The organism is Chryseobacterium oncorhynchi (assembly GCF_002899895.1).
Taxonomy (GTDB): domain Bacteria; phylum Bacteroidota; class Bacteroidia; order Flavobacteriales; family Weeksellaceae; genus Chryseobacterium; species Chryseobacterium oncorhynchi.
Map to the genome: position 1 here is coordinate 591545 of NZ_PPEI02000002.1, position 15305 is coordinate 606849.

Genomic DNA, 15305 nt, shown 5'->3' on the forward strand with positions numbered 1-15305 from the left:
ATTTGTCCCATGTTTAATAATAGCAACAATATTTGGTGGTGGCTTTCAAACTCTTCGTCGGGTCTGAAGTTATTGTCATGTTGTTAACCCAACAGCAGATACAAACAAACAATATACAAGGCTTTGACGGATTCCGTTAAAGCCTTTTTTTTATTCCTAAATCTTACAAAAAAAATACAACAGCAGATGTTTACTCAAAAAATCAAAATAAAAACAGTTTCGAAAAAGACTCTTGGAGATCTTCATACTCCTATGAATATTTATCTTAAAATCAGAGATAAATTCAGGGATACGATTCTTCTGGAAAGTTCAGATTCTAAAAGTATTGACAACAATTTTTCCTTTATTGCCATCAATGCCGTTGCAGGAATCGAAGTAAAAAATCTACATGAATTTGAAATTAAACTCCCTGATTCTGCTCCGGTAAAGCAACTTATCAATGAGCGTAGTATCATCGATATATTTGAAAGCTTCCGTACCATTTTTGATTGCGAAAAGACCGATGATCCCATTGAACAGACTGCTCAAAGTCTTTTTGGATATACAAGCTTTGAAGCGGTACAGTTTTTTGAAAGCATCAACTTGAAGCCACAAAGCCCAGAAGTAGAAATCCCTATTCTCAGATACAGATTATATCAATATGTAATTGCTATCAACCACTTCAATGATGAAATGTATATTATTGAAAACCAAATGAACGGTGTAAAATCTGAGTTACATCTTTTAGAAAACCTCATCAAAAATCAAAATACTCCGGTTTATCCTTTTGAAAAGAACGGGCAGGAAACGTCCAACATTACCAATGAAGACTATCTTGAACTGGTAAAAACAGCTCAGAAACATTGCATGAGAGGTGATGTATTTCAACTTGTACTAAGCAGAAGGTTTGAACAGAAATTCAAAGGAGATGAATTCAATGTTTACAGAGCCTTAAGAAATATCAATCCCTCTCCTTACCTATTCTATTTTGATTACGGAAACTATAAATTATTCGGATCAAGCCCAGAAAGCCAGTTGATCATTAAAGATAATAAAGCCATTATTCATCCTATTGCGGGAACTTCTAAAAGAACAGGAAATTTGGATATCGATCTTCAGGCTATTGAAGAATTAAAAAAAGATCCAAAGGAAAATGCAGAACACACCATGTTGGTAGACTTAGCCCGCAATGATCTTGGAAAGCTGGGGAAAAATGTAACCGTTACCAAGCTTAAAGAAATTCAACTTTTCTCTCATGTTATTCATATGGTAAGTGAAGTAACAGCAGATCTACCGGAGCAAATTAATCCTCTGGAAATGATTTCAGCCACTTTCCCTCAGGGAACGTTAAGTGGAGCACCTAAGCATAAAGCGCTTCAACTGATCAACCAATATGAGAAAGATTCCCGCGGTTATTATGGAGGATGTATTGGGATTGTTGGTTTAAATGGAACCTGTAATCAGGCCATTATGATCAGAACCTTTTTAAGTAAAAACAATACACTTTATTATCAGGCAGGAGCTGGTCTCGTTGCAAAATCAGTCCCTGAAAACGAATTGCAGGAGGTCAACAATAAACTGAATGCCCTGAAAAAAGCAGTAGAAAAAGCAGAAAAGATCGTTCAGGATTAATAAAAACAATGTCCAACCTCAGTAACTAGCAAAAAATAAAAGAAATGAACAACAATATAACATCAGCAACAGAAAACCAGCCATCAAAAGTTCTTGTTTTTGATAATTATGACAGTTTCACCTATAATTTGGTTCAGATCATTGAAAGAATTTTGAATCAGAAAGTAGATGTAGTAAGAAATGATCAAATTACATTGGAAGAAATCGGGAAATATGACAAGATTATTCTTTCTCCCGGCCCGGGAATTCCGGAAGAAGCAGGAATTTTACTGGATCTGATTAAAGAATATGCTCCTACCAAGAGTATTTTGGGGGTATGCTTAGGTCAGCAGGCCATTGCAGAAGCATTTGGCGGAAGTCTTATCAACCTTTCAGAAATTTTTCACGGAGTAGCAACCACTACTGAACTGGTAAAAGAAGATACTAAGCTTTTCAAAGATCTGGCATCAGGGTTAGAAGTTGGAAGGTATCACAGCTGGGCAGTGAACCCAGATACTTTTCCTGAAGAACTGGAAATTACCGCAGTTGATAAAGACGGAATGATCATGGCTTTACAGCATAAAACTTACGATGTGCACGGAGTACAGTTTCATCCTGAGAGTATTTTGACTCCAGAGGGAGAAGTAATTATCCGAAACTTTTTAAATCATTAGAATAGGCCGGAAGCTGTTATCTCAGCTTGTCGAGAAATTTAACAAAGCGTATTTAATATGAAAACAACAATACAAAATCCCTCAACCATAAAAACTCCTCAAATGAAAGAAATACTGCAATACCTGTTTAATCATAACACTTTGTCGAAATCCGAAGCAAAGGCTATGATGATTGAAATTGCTCAGAATAAATTCAATGCCGCGGAAGTAACTGCATTCATCAGTGTTTTTCTGATGCGAAATATTACATTAAAAGAATTGGAAGGTTTTAGAGAAGCCTTATTACAGATGGCAGTTCCTGTAGATATTGACGCAAGCGATGCCATTGATATTGTAGGAACGGGAGGTGATGGAAAGAACACAATCAATATATCAACGTTGGCCAGCTTTGTGGTGGCCGGAGCCGGGCAGAAAGTAACAAAACATGGAAATTATGGAGCTTCAACTACCACAGGGTCTTCCAATGTACTGGAAGAACTCGGTTATCAGTTCAAAAACACATCAGAACAATTAAATGCAGATCTTGAGAGAGCTAATATCTGCTTCCTGCATGCTCCCTACTTCCACCCCGCCCTTCAATCGGTTGGATTATTGAGAAAATCCTTAGGATTAAGAACATTTTTTAATCTTTTAGGGCCATTGGTAAACCCTGCAAAGCCTCAATATTCAATGATTGGGGTATATAATCTGGAAATTGCAAGGATCTATCAATATCTTCTGCAAAAAGAAGAACAGGAATTTATCCTTGTGCATGGACTGGATGGTTATGATGAGATCAGTTTAACCCATGACAGTAAAATTATTACTAAGAATGGAGAAGAAATTCACTCTGCAGAGGACCTTGGTTTCAATCCTGTAACCCTTGAAGATATTAAAGCAGGAGATACCATTCAGGAGACGGCAAAAATCTTCATGAATATTCTGGAAGGAAAAGGAACTGAACAACAAAATGCCGTGATTTTGGCCAATGCAGCTGTGGCACTTCACCATACCCGCAAATTCGGTTCCTATGATGATTGTCTTCTTTTAGCCAAAGAAAGTTTGAAAAACGGAAAAGCATTAAGAACTTTTGAGCTCCTTATTAAATAAAAAACCAATAGTTTCTAACTTCTAATCTCTACTCCCAACATGACCATACTAGATAAAATTATTGAAAGAAAAAAAGAAGAAATAACGATTTCAAAATCCAAAATTTCTATTGATGAATTGAAAAACTCAGAGTTTTTTGGGAGAAAGAGTCATTCCCTGAAAGAATCCATCAAGAATAGAAATGGCATCATTGCTGAATTTAAAAGACAATCTCCATCAAAGGGAATCATCAATAATAATGTTGCTCCTTTAGATGTTGCTTCTGCCTATGAACAATTTGGGGCAAGTGGAATTTCCATCTTAACGGATAAGGATTTTTTCGGAGGAAGCTTTGATGATATTTTAAACGTAAGAAATCAGATCAATATTCCAGTTCTGCGAAAAGATTTTATGATTGATGAATATCAATTTTATGAGGCAAAAAGTATGGGTGCAGATGTCATTTTACTGATCGCATCTTGTCTTTCTCCAAATCAAGTTCAGGAGTTTACAGAACTGGCTCATGAATTGGATCTGGAAGTTTTACTTGAAATTCATACCGAAGAAGAGCTGAAACATTTTAACTCAAAAATTGATTTAGTGGGAATTAACAACAGGAACTTAAAAGACTTCAAGGTTGATTTACAGCATTCTGTTCAACTCAAAGACCAACTTCCAAAAGATACCTTATCTATTGCGGAAAGCGGAATTTATACTCTTGAAGATTTTAAATATTTAAAAGAAAAAGGGTTTGACGGGTTCCTGATGGGAGAATATTTTATGAGGAATACAGATCCTGCAAAGGCATTTGAAGAGTTCTCTCTGACAATTTAAAAATGATATTTCCCTAACCTAAATATTCAACCCTATCAACAATCAAAACTCAATACAAACAATGAATCAGCAACCGGCAACCAACAATATCTTTCCTGTCCTCAAAGTCTGTGGCTTAACGAGGTCCGAACAGATTCACGAATTGATAAATATGAAAGTAGATTTTCTTGGTTTTATCTTTTATAAAAAGTCTCCAAGATATGTGCTGAATCATTTGAGCTTGGATGATATTTCAAAATTTAATCATTCCGGCAAAGTTGGGGTTTTTGTGAACGAAAGTATTGAGCGAATTATTGAAATCGTTGAAAAAGGAAAACTCAACTTTATCCAATTACATGGTGATGAAAACGAAGAATTTATTCTTGATATAAGAAAGAAACTAAGTCCTGAAGTTAAAATCATCAAGGTCATAAGAATTGGAAATGATACAATTGAAAACAAAAATAAAATAGAACAAACTTTCAGCAAGCAATCAAAAGATTCCTTGCAGCCTATCAGCTATTACCTGTTTGATACAGACAGCAAAGCATTTGGAGGAACAGGCCAACAGTTTGACTGGAATTTATTGAATGAATTTGAAATCCCTCTACCCTATTTTTTAAGTGGTGGCATTTCAGAAGAGAATATTGCAAACATTGAATCTTTACATCAAAAACCTTTTGCCATAGACATCAATTCAAAGTTTGAAATAGAACCCGGTGATAAGGATATAGACAGAATTAGAAAATTTAGTTCCAAAATTTATAGGATTCCCAACGGGACGATTTATTAACTTTGATTAATATGAAATACCAAATAAAAACACCTGACGAATTAACAGAAAATGAAATAGAACATATTCTTCAGCTTTGGGAAGTATCGGAGTGGAATACAATGAAACCAGACTATTTCCGTAGCTTTTTTAAAGATTCAGAATTTCATTTGCTATTGGATACCAATGAAGCAATATTGGCCATTATTCGGGTTAATTTTGATTTTACCCTGAAGATTGAGGGAGAAGAATATACTTTCGCGGAAGTTGTAGGATTCGTTGCAACACACAGAAAAAAAGGCTATGGCTCCGAATTAATTCAATATTTCACTGAGAATGTGAGGAAAAGAAATATGGAAACCATTGGCTTTTGTCATTCCGAGCTTCGCTCGTTTTATGAAAAATGTGAGATCGAAATTCTCTATGATAAGGCCAAAATGATAATGGAAAATACAGGTTCCGAATGGGTCAATTCTGATGACGATGATATTTTAATTTTCAAAGTATCAGACGAAAGGAGAAAATTACTCAGTCAGCTGAACACAAAAAATAACGCTTATTTAATTATTAAAGAATAAAGAAATGAATTATAAAAACCCCGATGAAAACGGATATTATGGAGAATTTGGCGGTGCTTTTATCCCTGAAATGCTCTATCCGAATGTAGACGAATTACAAAAAAACTACCTTGAAATCATAGAATCTGAAGACTTTCAGAGCGAATATCAGGATTTGCTTACAAACTATGTAGGAAGGGCTACTCCACTTTATTTTGCAAAAAATCTGAGTGAAAAATATAACACCAAGATTTATTTAAAAAGAGAAGACCTTAACCATACCGGAGCTCACAAAATCAATAATGCCCTAGGACAGGTTCTACTGGCAAAGCGTCTTGGAAAAACAAGGATCATTGCTGAAACCGGTGCCGGACAACATGGCGTAGCCACTGCAACAGCCTGCGCACTGCTTGGCCTTGAATGTATTGTATACATGGGAGAAATTGATATCCAGAGACAGGCTCCGAATGTAGCAAGAATGAAAATGCTGGGTGCAGAAGTTATAGCTGCTACTTCAGGCTCAAAAACATTGAAAGATGCAGTAAATGAGGCGTTAAGAGACTGGATCAACAATCCTGTGACCACTCACTATGTAATTGGAAGTGTGGTTGGTCCCCATCCTTTCCCTGATCTTGTGGCAAGGTTTCAAAGTGTCATTTCAAAGGAAATCAAGGAACAACTTAAAGAAAAAATCGGAAGAGAAAATCCGGATTATGTTATTGCCTGTGTAGGAGGAGGAAGCAATGCAGCAGGAACATTCTATCACTTTGTAAATGAAAAAGAGGTAAAAATCATTGCTGCAGAGGCCGGCGGTCTGGGAGTTGATTCCGGTAAATCAGCAGCTACTACATTTCTGGGAACCTTGGGAGTACTTCACGGAAGCAAAAGCCTTGTGATGCAGACTGCAGACGGGCAGGTTATTGAACCTCATTCCATTTCCGCAGGACTTGATTATCCGGGTATCGGGCCTTTTCATGCCCATCTATTTAAAGAAAACAGAGCAGAATTTTTCAGTATTAATGATGATGAAGCCTTAAAATGTGCCTTTGAATTAACAAAACTGGAAGGAATTATCCCCGCTCTGGAAAGTTCTCATGCTCTGGCAGTTTTAGACAAAAAGCAATTTAATGAAGATGATGTTGTAGTCATTTGCCTGAGTGGCCGTGGAGATAAGGACATGGAAACGTATTTGAAAAATCTGTAAAATGTAGAAATATTGATGTAAAATGACTTCAATACTCAAAGCTAGGTCATGAATACATTTTACATTCATACAATAAAGAAAAACATGAAAAAACTAAACATATATTTCACTGCGGGAATTCCACAACTGGAAGATACGGCAGACATTATAAAACTAATTCAGGATTCAGGAGCAGACATGATTGAGATTGGAATGCCCTACTCTGATCCCGTAGCAGACGGACCTGTTATTCAAAAAGCTCATGAGTTGGCCTTACAAAATAGCATGACCATTGAAAAGCTTCTTTCTCAGTTAAAAACAATAAAAAACGAGATTAGAATTCCAATTATTTTGATGGGATATATCAACCCTGTTTTAAGTTTTGGATTTGAAAAATTTTGTGAAGAATGTTCAGAAAGTGGAGTTTCCGGCCTGATACTTCCCGATCTCCCTCCTATTGAATTTGAGAAAAACTATGAGCATATTTTAAAACAACACAACCTCAATTTTACATTTTTAGTCACTCCGGAAACTTCAGACGAAAGAATACAGTATCTTGATTCCTTAAGCTCCGGATTTCTATATGCAGTAAGTTCTTCCTCTACCACAGGAAATGAGAATGCCGTATTGAAGAATGAAAATTATTTGAATAGATTAGCAGCCCTTCCATTAAAAAACCCTGTAATGATTGGTTTCGGAATAAAATCAAAAGAAGATTTTGAAAATGTAACAGAAAAAGCAGATGGCGGAATCATAGGAACGGCTTTTGTAAACATTTTACTTCAGGATAAAGATTGGAAGAAAAGTGCCATAGATTTTATCCATTCCATAAAAGCTTAAAATTCACTAAATTTGTATGTCAAAAATTGAAATGAATACAAATCAGAATAAAGCAGTAGAATTTGAAGATTTAGGAATCAAAGAATATCAACCCGCCTGGGATTATCAGGAGCAACTGATGAAAGCTATTATTGATACCAAAATAAAGAACAGAGATCTTCCATCAGAACAGCATATTACAACATCTAACCATCTCCTTTTGGTAGAACACCCACACGTTTATACATTGGGAAAGAGCGGACATGAGGAAAATATGCTTGCCGGCATTGATAAATTGAAAGAGATTGAAGCCACCTATGTGAAAACCAATCGTGGTGGTGACATTACCTATCATGGGTATGGCCAGATCGTTGGATATCCTGTTTTAGATCTTGAAAACTTCTTTACCGATATTCATCTTTATATGAGAAATCTGGAAGAGGTAATTATCAGAACCATTGGGGAATTCGGTCTTAAAGGAGAACGTTCCCAGGGAGAAACCGGTGTTTGGCTGGATGTTGGAAAACCTTATGCCAGAAAGATCTGTGCTATGGGTGTAAAAGCTTCAAGATGGGTAACGCTTCATGGTTTTGCATTGAATGTAAATACAGATATGCGTTATTTTGAATACATCATTCCATGTGGGATCAAAGATAAGCAGGTTACTTCATTACAAAGAGAACTTGAGAGAGAATTGACTCCTGAAGAAGTGGAAAGTGTAAAGACTAATATCAGAAAACACTTTGCCGATGTTTTTCAGGCTGAACTGATCTACAAATAAATTTAAATTTTAAATATCATAATCCCTATGTAGTCCATACATAGGGATTTTTTTATGAATGATTTTCAAATATTAATTATTTTTTGAAGAAATTACTTGCATATCATTGAATTTTTCATAATTTTATTATCACTAAATAGTGAATAAATAAAACACTGTTTAGAAAAACCATTAACACCAAAATATAAGAACTATGAAAAAATTTTTGCTATCCATGATGGTATTTGTGGCAGCGCTGTCATTTAATGCCTGTTCAGATTCTAACGCGAATCAGGAAACTGTAAATCCGCAATCTAAAGAAATTGTAATGAAAGAGTTCGGAAAAACTGTTCCAACAGGACTTGATAAAGAAGATGGAAAATATAAAGTTTCCTTTATCCTTTCAGCTCAGCCTTATGAAATTAAAGACACTAAGGAAAACGAAGCTTACATTTCCATGATCAGCCAGGCTGTAAAAAATGAAACCCCGGTTCAGATTTTCCTTAAAGCTAATTCTAATGAAATTGCGAAAGTAGAAAAGGCTACAGCAGAGGATGTAAGATACTTTAAGTCTGTTTTAACTAAAGAAGAGAGAGGAGTAACTAATAGATTAGCAAGTGTTATTCCTGATCTGGCTACTTTGAACAGTTTATTTACTCAAATTAAAAACCAGTCTTGTGGAACCTCTACCGCATCATCTCCTTGTATTACATTCAGATACCCTGTTGATGGATGCTATGCAAGAGCGCACAAAATGAGACAGATCTTAAACAATGCCGGATATGAGTGTGAAAAACAATTTGTATATGGTAATTTAAGAGCTTCTACCGGTACTTGTTGTGTATCATGGGTATATCACGTGGCTATCCTTGTAAGCTTTAAAAATGCATCCGGCGTGATTGAAAAAAGAATTATTGACCCTTCTCTAAATTCAACAGGTCCTATTACGGATACTGCATGGAGAGCTGCATGCACCAACTCAACTTGCGGATCTACTTCTGTTTCATCATTTACTAATACAGCAGGAAATGTTTACTACAGAAGCCCATCAGGATCTTTATTATATGATAACAATCTGGTGAATACCAATTGTACATTGACAGCATTCTCAGCTCTTTCGGGCTGTTCTGCTCCGGTACCTAGTACAGCACATTGCGGATTCTAACTAACTTTTTATAGAGCTCCTGCATTTATTTATATATTGCAGGAGCTTTTTACTCACTAATTTATTATTATGAAAGTCTGGACCTATTTATTATTACTGTTTACCATGATTACATCCTGTTCTTCTCACTCTGAATCCCAGAAATTAACCTGGTATAATAATGCAACCATCAACAATATTCTTGAAGATCCGGATAAACCGGAAGAGGTTGTACGAGTGGCCATTGGCATAAGTGCTCAGGTCTTTTACCTGTCCAAGAAATCTTCTGACTATAAAGTGTTGATGGAAAAGGTTAATCTAAGTTTTAAAAAGGGTAACATCTACAATATAGGTGTTGAGAATAATACCAATATCATCAAGCAGATGAATGAAGTCAAATAATCTTTGAATTCTTTTTTCAAGAGGTGCAGTCTTATCTGATTACAGAAATACCTGCATCCACTTTTATCTCCGCCCCATGAATATAGGAAGCTTCTTCTGATGCAAGAAACAGAACTACATTGGCAATCTCTGATGGTTCTCCTTGCCTTTTGAAAGGTATTGTTGGAATAATATCCTGAACAGCTCCCTCTATTTGCTCCGGAGTCAGCCCTGTATTGTTAAAAATATTGGTTTTGATATGTCCCGGACTTACTCCATTCACTCTAATTCCTCGTTCTGTAAGTTCAACAGCAAATGTTTTGATGAACGATTGTACTGCAGACTTTGCCGCAGAATACACCGAAAAATTATGCATTGCAATATCCGTTGCTACAGAAGTATTAAAAATAACGGAACTTCCTTTTTTCATCAGAGGTAATATCTGCTGAACCGTAAAAAAAGGTCCTTTTACCAATACATGAAAGAGTTCATCAAATTGTTCTTCTTCAACATTTTCTATGGGTGCAAATTTTCCGTACCCTGCATTCACAAAGAGAACATCAACATTCTCTGTGTATTTTCTTACTTCTTCCCGCAGCTTCATGAGATCCTTTGTATTTCCGGCATTTGATACAATTCCGAAAGCATTCCTGCCTAGTTTTTCCAGAGCGCTATTTATTGTTTGTTGGCTTCTTCCGGTAATAATGGCAACTCCACCCTGCTTGATGAACTCTTCTGCTGTGGCCAATCCCATTCCGTTGGTTCCACCTGTAATTAAAGCTGTTTTGTTTTTAAATTTCTGCATTGCTTTTAGTTTAAAATTCTAATGCAAAGATTGGAATACCTAAGGAAGGAAAAAATCCGAATCTTGTGGAAAAACTAAAGAATACAATCATAAACTGGTAAAAATTTAAGTATACACTTTTTGTTGTTTACATATACATGCAGAAATATTTTATAAAATAAATAATCATTATTAATAAAATCTTTCAAAATCAAATTGCACACAATTTAATTGGCTTTATATTTGCATATATAATTTCACAAAGTAATACTTGGAAATAGATTATCATCAAGTAATTTTAATTTAAAATAAAAAGAAAATGTCATTATTAGAAGACCTTAATTGGAGACACGCAGTAAAAGCATATGATCCTGCAAAAAAAGTATCACAAGAAGACTTACATACAATTCTGGAAGCAACAAGGCTTGCCCCTACATCATCAGGTTTACAACCTTTCCGTGTTATTGTAGTGGAAAATCAGGAGTTAAAAGATAAAATGGTTGCCGGAGCTTTAAATCCGGAAGTGATGAGAGATTCATCCCACGTTTTGGTTTTTGCTGCATGGGACAGCTATTCTAATGAAAAAATAGACAAAGTATATGATCATCATACTGACGTAAGAGATCTTCCAAGAGGACGTTTCGGAAGTTACACGGATAAAATCAAAGAAATGTACGGAGCACAAACTCCAGAAGAGCATTTTGCTCACACAGCCCGTCAGACTTATATTGCACTAGGAATTGCTTTAGCACAAGCTGCTGAGCTTAAAATAGACAGTACTCCTGCTGAAGGATTTAGCAATGCTGTAGTGGATGAAGTACTTGGATTGAAAGAGTTAGGACTGAAAAGTGTAAGCCTTTTATACCTTGGATACCGTGACGAAGCTAATGACTGGCTGGCTTCTATGAAAAAAGTCCGTGTCCCAATGGATGAGTTTATCATTAAAAAGTAATACCTTCATCGAATCTTTCGTATCAACTTATGGAAAATTCTAAAACACCTAAACTAGCCAACCAAATCTGTTTCCCGTTATATGTCATTGCCAAGGAAATCACAGGGCTTTACCGTCCTTTTCTTGATGAGCTTGATATTACCTATCCTCAATACCTTGTCATGATGATATTGTGGGAAAATGACGGGCTTCCGGTAAACCATATCGGAGAAAAACTGTTTCTGGACAGTGGAACTTTGACTCCTCTTCTTAAAAGACTGGAGACTAAAGGATTTATCCTAAGAAAACGAAAAAAAGAGGACGAAAGAGTGGTTGAAGTATTTTTGGCAGAGGCTGGAAAAGAATTACAGAAAAAGGCCTGTGCAATTCCGGGGAAAATTCAGGAAAGACTTGGTATACAACCGGAAGAACTGTTGGAACTTAAAGAAACTGTTCTAAGAATATTAAACAAAATAGAAAAATAAATGAAAACGTTATATACAACAAAAGTAACCGCTACAGGAGGAAGAAACGGTCATGTTAAAAGTGAAAATGGAGTTTTAGACCTTGAAGTAAAAATGCCTAAGGCGTTAGGAGGAGCTAATGATGACTTTACTAATCCCGAAATGCTTTTTGCAGCCGGATATTCTGCTTGCTTTGATAGTGCTTTGAACAGAGTAATCAGCTTGGGTAAAGTACAAACCGGTGAAACAACTGTTACAGCACAGGTAAGCATAGGCCAGATTGAAAACGGAGGTTTCGGATTGGCAGTGGAACTGGATGTAAATATTCCTGGGGTTTCTATTGAGGAAGCACAATCTTTAACGGAGAAAGCTCATCAGATTTGCCCATATTCTAATGCAACCCGAAATAATATTGAGGTGAAGCTTTCTGTAACGAATAATGATTAATCCAATTTTTTATAATCATAGTAATGAAATGAGCTGTTTTGAATTCAAAACAGCTCATTTTTATTTTAAGTCATTGACTTACTTATCTTTTATTCAGATCACTTTTTTGATAAGCATCTACCTTTTTATAGGCATTATTCTTTTCTTTTTCTTTTTTATCGGAGATTAAAATTCCGAAAAGATGGTCAATCTCATGCTGAAAAATAACTGCAGTAAACCCCTCCACTATTTCCGAATATCTCTGGCCTTTCAAATCCACATATTCTAATTGAATAACTTTGCTTCTGTAAAACTGATCTCTAAAATCGGGAATAGACAGATCTCCCTCCGGGCCAAGATTCTGCAAATCTGATCTCCAGACAATTACCGGATTGATAAAATATTCTAAAGGATTTCCTTCTTTATCAAAACGCTGTACCCAAATTATTTTTCTGTTGATTCCCACCTGCGGGGCAGCAATTCCTACTCCACCATCGGTTGACAGAAGAGATCCTTTCATTCTTTTTACAAGAACAGTGGTATTAGGATCAACCGGATCAATCTCTGTAGAAAGACTCAGTAATGTTTTATGCTGATGAGCATCTGTTGTTTGATAGATGGGTAAAGCGGTATTTACATCTCCCTGATTGATAATTGATAGTTCATCAGAGGTAAGTTTTTGTGCGTTGAATAATCCTATAAAAAAGATAAACAGAACGGATAATTTTCTCATATGAATTGAATGTAGTACAAAGGTAAAAATTGTAAGATAAACATCAGCATTTCTTCGTGTTAATTAGGCTTCGGCTAAAGCTTTTGGAATTTTTTTGGCATAAAAAAACGGGCTAAAGCCCGTTTCTATTGAATATGATATTTTTCTGTCTAATAATTATACCGATAAATCAACATTTAAAAAGTCTTTGTCATATCACTTGGGATAACCAGATTAAATTCTGTGGGAATATAATCCTTTGCAGGAACTTTCAATTCCAGATTTTCAGATTCAAAAACGGAGATCACTGCCATTTTCAGATTTGGATTTTTCTGCTTGATATACCAGTAAGTTCCTCCAAATTCTTTACTGTGATAATTGCCATTATAATGGATAAATGTCTTTCCAGATTGAATATTTTTCAGGATAGACTCTGCCATGGTTGCATCTTTTGTTGCCTGTGCCGAGATAAAGTTCATCACTTTTGTTCCCTCAGCATGATCTCCCATCATGGCTTTCATTTCCTGGTAACCTGGAGTGTCTAATGTCACTTTAATCGGTAATTGAGCAATGTATGTCTTTTCCTTTTCGGTTAACTTATTTAAGGATTCAAGGCCTTCTTTAGCTGTTTGGGAAGCATATCTTCTTGGGATATTCGTTGCTATGAAATTCAGTTTTTTGTTTTTAGCAAAATCTACCAAAGGCTTATAGTCTGTGGCATAGTTATTCCACAAACGGGCAGAATCTTTCAATGTCTTGGCATCAAATTTTCCGCTTAAATATTGGTTTAGCTGAGACTGATTATCTCTTTCAAACATTTCTGCTCCTAAGATAAGCTGTCCGTTTTTCTTTTCATACAAAGCTTCTGTAATTTTAAGCTGAAGCCAGTGATTGATGGAACTGTTATGATTTTCTCCAAAGAAAACGACATCATAATCAGCCAGTTCTTTAACTAATTTCTCGGTCTTTATTTCTTTCCCTTTCTGATCATAAAATTGATATGCCTTAAGATTCTGTGCATGTAATGAACAGAAACCTGTAAGCAAAATCGCTATGAGAATATTTTTCATACTATATATTTAATCACAAATTAATTAATTTTCAGTAAAAAGGTGAGTTCTTATTTTCACTTTTCTACCATAAAAAAGACCGCTTTGAGCTTTGCAGACAAAACGGTCTCATAAAAATCATCTAATTATTAATTATCTAGTGCTGCCACTAAATCTTTCCATTCCTGAAGTTCAGGGATTCCAGGTTTTCTTTTTCCAAAGAACTGAACGATGAAATCACCTTCCTTGTTGAATACTTCAATAGCTGTAACTTCTCCGTCTTCAGTTGGTTTTTTAACGATCCATGCTTCTGCAATCTTCGTTACATCCAAGTGTAGGTTGAAGTCAGGATCCATTACATTGAACCACTGCTGGTGCCAAAGTGTTTTCTTTACGTTTCCTGTGTGGATCTGAATAATCCCTCTGTTTCCAACGAAAACCATGATAGGGGTATTCTTTTCAGAAGCATCTTCAAGGATATTAACTACTTTAGCGTTATCTATTTTCTTAGCAAATCCTTCCGGAGCCAATCTTAATGCCTGAGTTCTGCTTACACCATATTTTCTGGTCATCATAAAGAAATCGTGAGTATCCTTTAATTCTGTCCATGCTTTTTTGAATCCTTCAACATCTATTTCAGTGTCTGCTTTTTCTGCTTGTTTTGCAGCTACTGCTTCTACAACAAATGCCTGATTCTGGTCTTCTGCTTTAAATTTTTCTACGATAGCATCAAAAGCTGCTTCATCACTATTTTTTGTAAGGTAGATTTTGTGCAAAGCCAAACCGTCTTTTCCGAAGAACTGAAGGCTTTTTTTATCTCCTTCTACTACTGCAAAAGCAAATTTCCAATGGTTAAGAAAAATTCTAAGATCAATATCTTCACCTACAAAAAGTTGTGCATGCGGGCTGCTGAAGTCTCCGTTCTGATAAATCCCTTTTCTTTCATGAACACATTCATCATTACGGGTAAGAGCCATTACTTTTCCCAATTGCTCTGCTTCAGTCAGAATTCCTGGAAAGTCCGGATTCAAAACTGTTACTTCTTCTCCTATGCTGGTCACCAATAGTTCAGCTTCGCTTACTCCTAATTGAGCAGCAGCATTTCTTATTCTTACATGAGGGTTTTCTGCTTTCAGAGCGTCCCATTTTTCCTTTAAATCATTAACTAATGTGCTCAT

Annotated in this window: 18 protein-coding genes; 14 read left to right on the forward strand and 4 right to left on the reverse strand. The window is 35.8% G+C overall.

Features of this window, described 5'->3' with window-relative positions; all coding sequences use genetic code 11:
* Positions 1-186: 186 nt before the first annotated feature.
* From C1638_RS08330 to C1638_RS08380, 11 genes are all read left to right on the forward strand, one after another.
* On the forward strand, positions 187-1611 hold the full coding sequence (locus tag C1638_RS08330; protein WP_109619958.1) for an anthranilate synthase component I family protein: 1425 nt from the start codon (positions 187-189) through the stop codon (positions 1609-1611).
* Between the two features lie 44 nt (positions 1612-1655).
* Complete coding sequence (locus tag C1638_RS08335) at positions 1656-2264, forward strand: anthranilate synthase component II (RefSeq protein WP_109619960.1); 609 nt, start codon at positions 1656-1658, stop codon at positions 2262-2264.
* 102 nt (positions 2265-2366) lie between these two features.
* On the forward strand, positions 2367-3353 hold the full coding sequence (trpD, locus tag C1638_RS08340) for an anthranilate phosphoribosyltransferase (RefSeq protein WP_109620630.1): 987 nt from the start codon (positions 2367-2369) through the stop codon (positions 3351-3353).
* A 39-nt stretch (positions 3354-3392) separates the two neighbouring features.
* Entirely contained in the window at positions 3393-4166 is a 774-nt protein-coding gene (gene trpC, locus C1638_RS08345) for an indole-3-glycerol phosphate synthase TrpC (protein ID WP_109619963.1), read from the forward strand.
* Positions 4167-4227: 61 nt separating this feature from the next.
* Entirely contained in the window at positions 4228-4938 is a 711-nt protein-coding gene (locus tag C1638_RS08350) for a phosphoribosylanthranilate isomerase (protein ID WP_109619964.1), read from the forward strand.
* Between the two features lie 11 nt (positions 4939-4949).
* A complete protein-coding gene (locus C1638_RS08355; RefSeq protein WP_109619966.1) occupies positions 4950-5495 on the forward strand; it encodes a GNAT family N-acetyltransferase in 546 nt (181 codons plus the stop codon).
* A 4-nt stretch (positions 5496-5499) separates the two neighbouring features.
* A complete protein-coding gene (gene trpB, locus C1638_RS08360; RefSeq protein WP_109619968.1) occupies positions 5500-6678 on the forward strand; it encodes a tryptophan synthase subunit beta in 1179 nt (392 codons plus the stop codon).
* An 84-nt stretch (positions 6679-6762) separates the two neighbouring features.
* Positions 6763-7497 (forward strand): tryptophan synthase subunit alpha, encoded by a 735-nt coding sequence (trpA, locus tag C1638_RS08365; protein ID WP_109619970.1) that lies wholly within the window; start codon positions 6763-6765, stop codon positions 7495-7497.
* A 31-nt stretch (positions 7498-7528) separates the two neighbouring features.
* Positions 7529-8257, forward strand: coding sequence for a lipoyl(octanoyl) transferase LipB (gene lipB, locus C1638_RS08370; protein WP_076354021.1), 729 nt, complete (start codon positions 7529-7531; stop codon positions 8255-8257).
* Positions 8258-8450: 193 nt separating this feature from the next.
* Positions 8451-9401, forward strand: a complete 951-nt coding sequence (locus C1638_RS08375; protein ID WP_123838360.1) for a protein-glutamine glutaminase — start codon at positions 8451-8453, stop codon at positions 9399-9401.
* 69 nt (positions 9402-9470) lie between these two features.
* Complete coding sequence (locus C1638_RS08380) at positions 9471-9782, forward strand: hypothetical protein (RefSeq protein WP_109619974.1); 312 nt, start codon at positions 9471-9473, stop codon at positions 9780-9782.
* A 31-nt stretch (positions 9783-9813) separates the two neighbouring features.
* Here C1638_RS08380 and C1638_RS08385 read toward each other — a convergent pair whose 3' ends face one another.
* The gene (locus tag C1638_RS08385; protein WP_109619975.1) at positions 9814-10566 is read right to left on the reverse strand and encodes an SDR family oxidoreductase; all 753 of its coding nucleotides are present in this window, start codon (positions 10564-10566) and stop codon (positions 9814-9816) included.
* Between the two features lie 298 nt (positions 10567-10864).
* Here C1638_RS08385 and C1638_RS08390 point away from each other — a divergent pair, with 298 nt between their 5' ends.
* The 3 genes from C1638_RS08390 to C1638_RS08400 are packed head-to-tail and all read left to right on the forward strand — an operon-like array spanning position 10865 to position 12387.
* A complete protein-coding gene (locus C1638_RS08390) occupies positions 10865-11497 on the forward strand; it encodes an NAD(P)H-dependent oxidoreductase (protein ID WP_109619977.1) in 633 nt (210 codons plus the stop codon).
* A gap of 29 nt (positions 11498-11526) precedes the next feature.
* On the forward strand, positions 11527-11961 hold the full coding sequence (locus tag C1638_RS08395) for a MarR family winged helix-turn-helix transcriptional regulator (protein WP_109619979.1): 435 nt from the start codon (positions 11527-11529) through the stop codon (positions 11959-11961).
* On the forward strand, positions 11962-12387 hold the full coding sequence (locus tag C1638_RS08400; protein ID WP_076553953.1) for an organic hydroperoxide resistance protein: 426 nt from the start codon (positions 11962-11964) through the stop codon (positions 12385-12387).
* Positions 12388-12469: 82 nt separating this feature from the next.
* On the opposite strand, the gene C1638_RS08405 is transcribed toward C1638_RS08400, so the two are convergent.
* The 3 genes from C1638_RS08405 to C1638_RS08415 all read right to left on the reverse strand — a co-directional run bounded on the left by C1638_RS08405 (position 12470) and on the right by C1638_RS08415 (position 15305).
* Positions 12470-13099 (reverse strand): peptide deformylase, encoded by a 630-nt coding sequence (locus C1638_RS08405; protein WP_109619981.1) that lies wholly within the window; start codon positions 13097-13099, stop codon positions 12470-12472.
* Positions 13100-13275: 176 nt separating this feature from the next.
* Positions 13276-14148 carry a ChaN family lipoprotein gene (locus C1638_RS08410; RefSeq protein ID WP_109619983.1) on the reverse strand — a complete coding sequence of 291 codons (873 nt, stop codon included), beginning with the start codon at positions 14146-14148 and terminating at the stop codon, positions 13276-13278.
* 128 nt (positions 14149-14276) lie between these two features.
* Complete coding sequence (locus C1638_RS08415; protein WP_109619985.1) at positions 14277-15305, reverse strand: hemin-degrading factor; 1029 nt, start codon at positions 15303-15305, stop codon at positions 14277-14279.

Coding starts and splice junctions, on each gene's coding strand:
- C1638_RS08330 (WP_109619958.1), top strand. CDS start 187: ATGTTTACTCAAAAAATCAAAATAAAAACAGTTTCGAAAAAGACTCTT.
- C1638_RS08335 (WP_109619960.1), top strand. CDS start 1,656: ATGAACAACAATATAACATCAGCAACAGAAAACCAGCCATCAAAAGTT.
- trpD (WP_109620630.1), top strand. CDS start 2,367: ATGAAAGAAATACTGCAATACCTGTTTAATCATAACACTTTGTCGAAA.
- trpC (WP_109619963.1), top strand. CDS start 3,393: ATGACCATACTAGATAAAATTATTGAAAGAAAAAAAGAAGAAATAACG.
- C1638_RS08350 (WP_109619964.1), top strand. CDS start 4,228: ATGAATCAGCAACCGGCAACCAACAATATCTTTCCTGTCCTCAAAGTC.
- C1638_RS08355 (WP_109619966.1), top strand. CDS start 4,950: ATGAAATACCAAATAAAAACACCTGACGAATTAACAGAAAATGAAATA.
- trpB (WP_109619968.1), top strand. CDS start 5,500: ATGAATTATAAAAACCCCGATGAAAACGGATATTATGGAGAATTTGGC.
- trpA (WP_109619970.1), top strand. CDS start 6,763: ATGAAAAAACTAAACATATATTTCACTGCGGGAATTCCACAACTGGAA.
- lipB (WP_076354021.1), top strand. CDS start 7,529: ATGAATACAAATCAGAATAAAGCAGTAGAATTTGAAGATTTAGGAATC.
- C1638_RS08375 (WP_123838360.1), top strand. CDS start 8,451: ATGAAAAAATTTTTGCTATCCATGATGGTATTTGTGGCAGCGCTGTCA.
- C1638_RS08380 (WP_109619974.1), top strand. CDS start 9,471: ATGAAAGTCTGGACCTATTTATTATTACTGTTTACCATGATTACATCC.
- C1638_RS08385 (WP_109619975.1), bottom strand. CDS start 10,566: ATGCAGAAATTTAAAAACAAAACAGCTTTAATTACAGGTGGAACCAAC.
- C1638_RS08390 (WP_109619977.1), top strand. CDS start 10,865: ATGTCATTATTAGAAGACCTTAATTGGAGACACGCAGTAAAAGCATAT.
- C1638_RS08395 (WP_109619979.1), top strand. CDS start 11,527: ATGGAAAATTCTAAAACACCTAAACTAGCCAACCAAATCTGTTTCCCG.
- C1638_RS08400 (WP_076553953.1), top strand. CDS start 11,962: ATGAAAACGTTATATACAACAAAAGTAACCGCTACAGGAGGAAGAAAC.
- C1638_RS08405 (WP_109619981.1), bottom strand. CDS start 13,099: ATGAGAAAATTATCCGTTCTGTTTATCTTTTTTATAGGATTATTCAAC.
- C1638_RS08410 (WP_109619983.1), bottom strand. CDS start 14,148: ATGAAAAATATTCTCATAGCGATTTTGCTTACAGGTTTCTGTTCATTA.
- C1638_RS08415 (WP_109619985.1), bottom strand. CDS start 15,305: ATGAGCACATTAGTTAATGATTTAAAGGAAAAATGGGACGCTCTGAAA.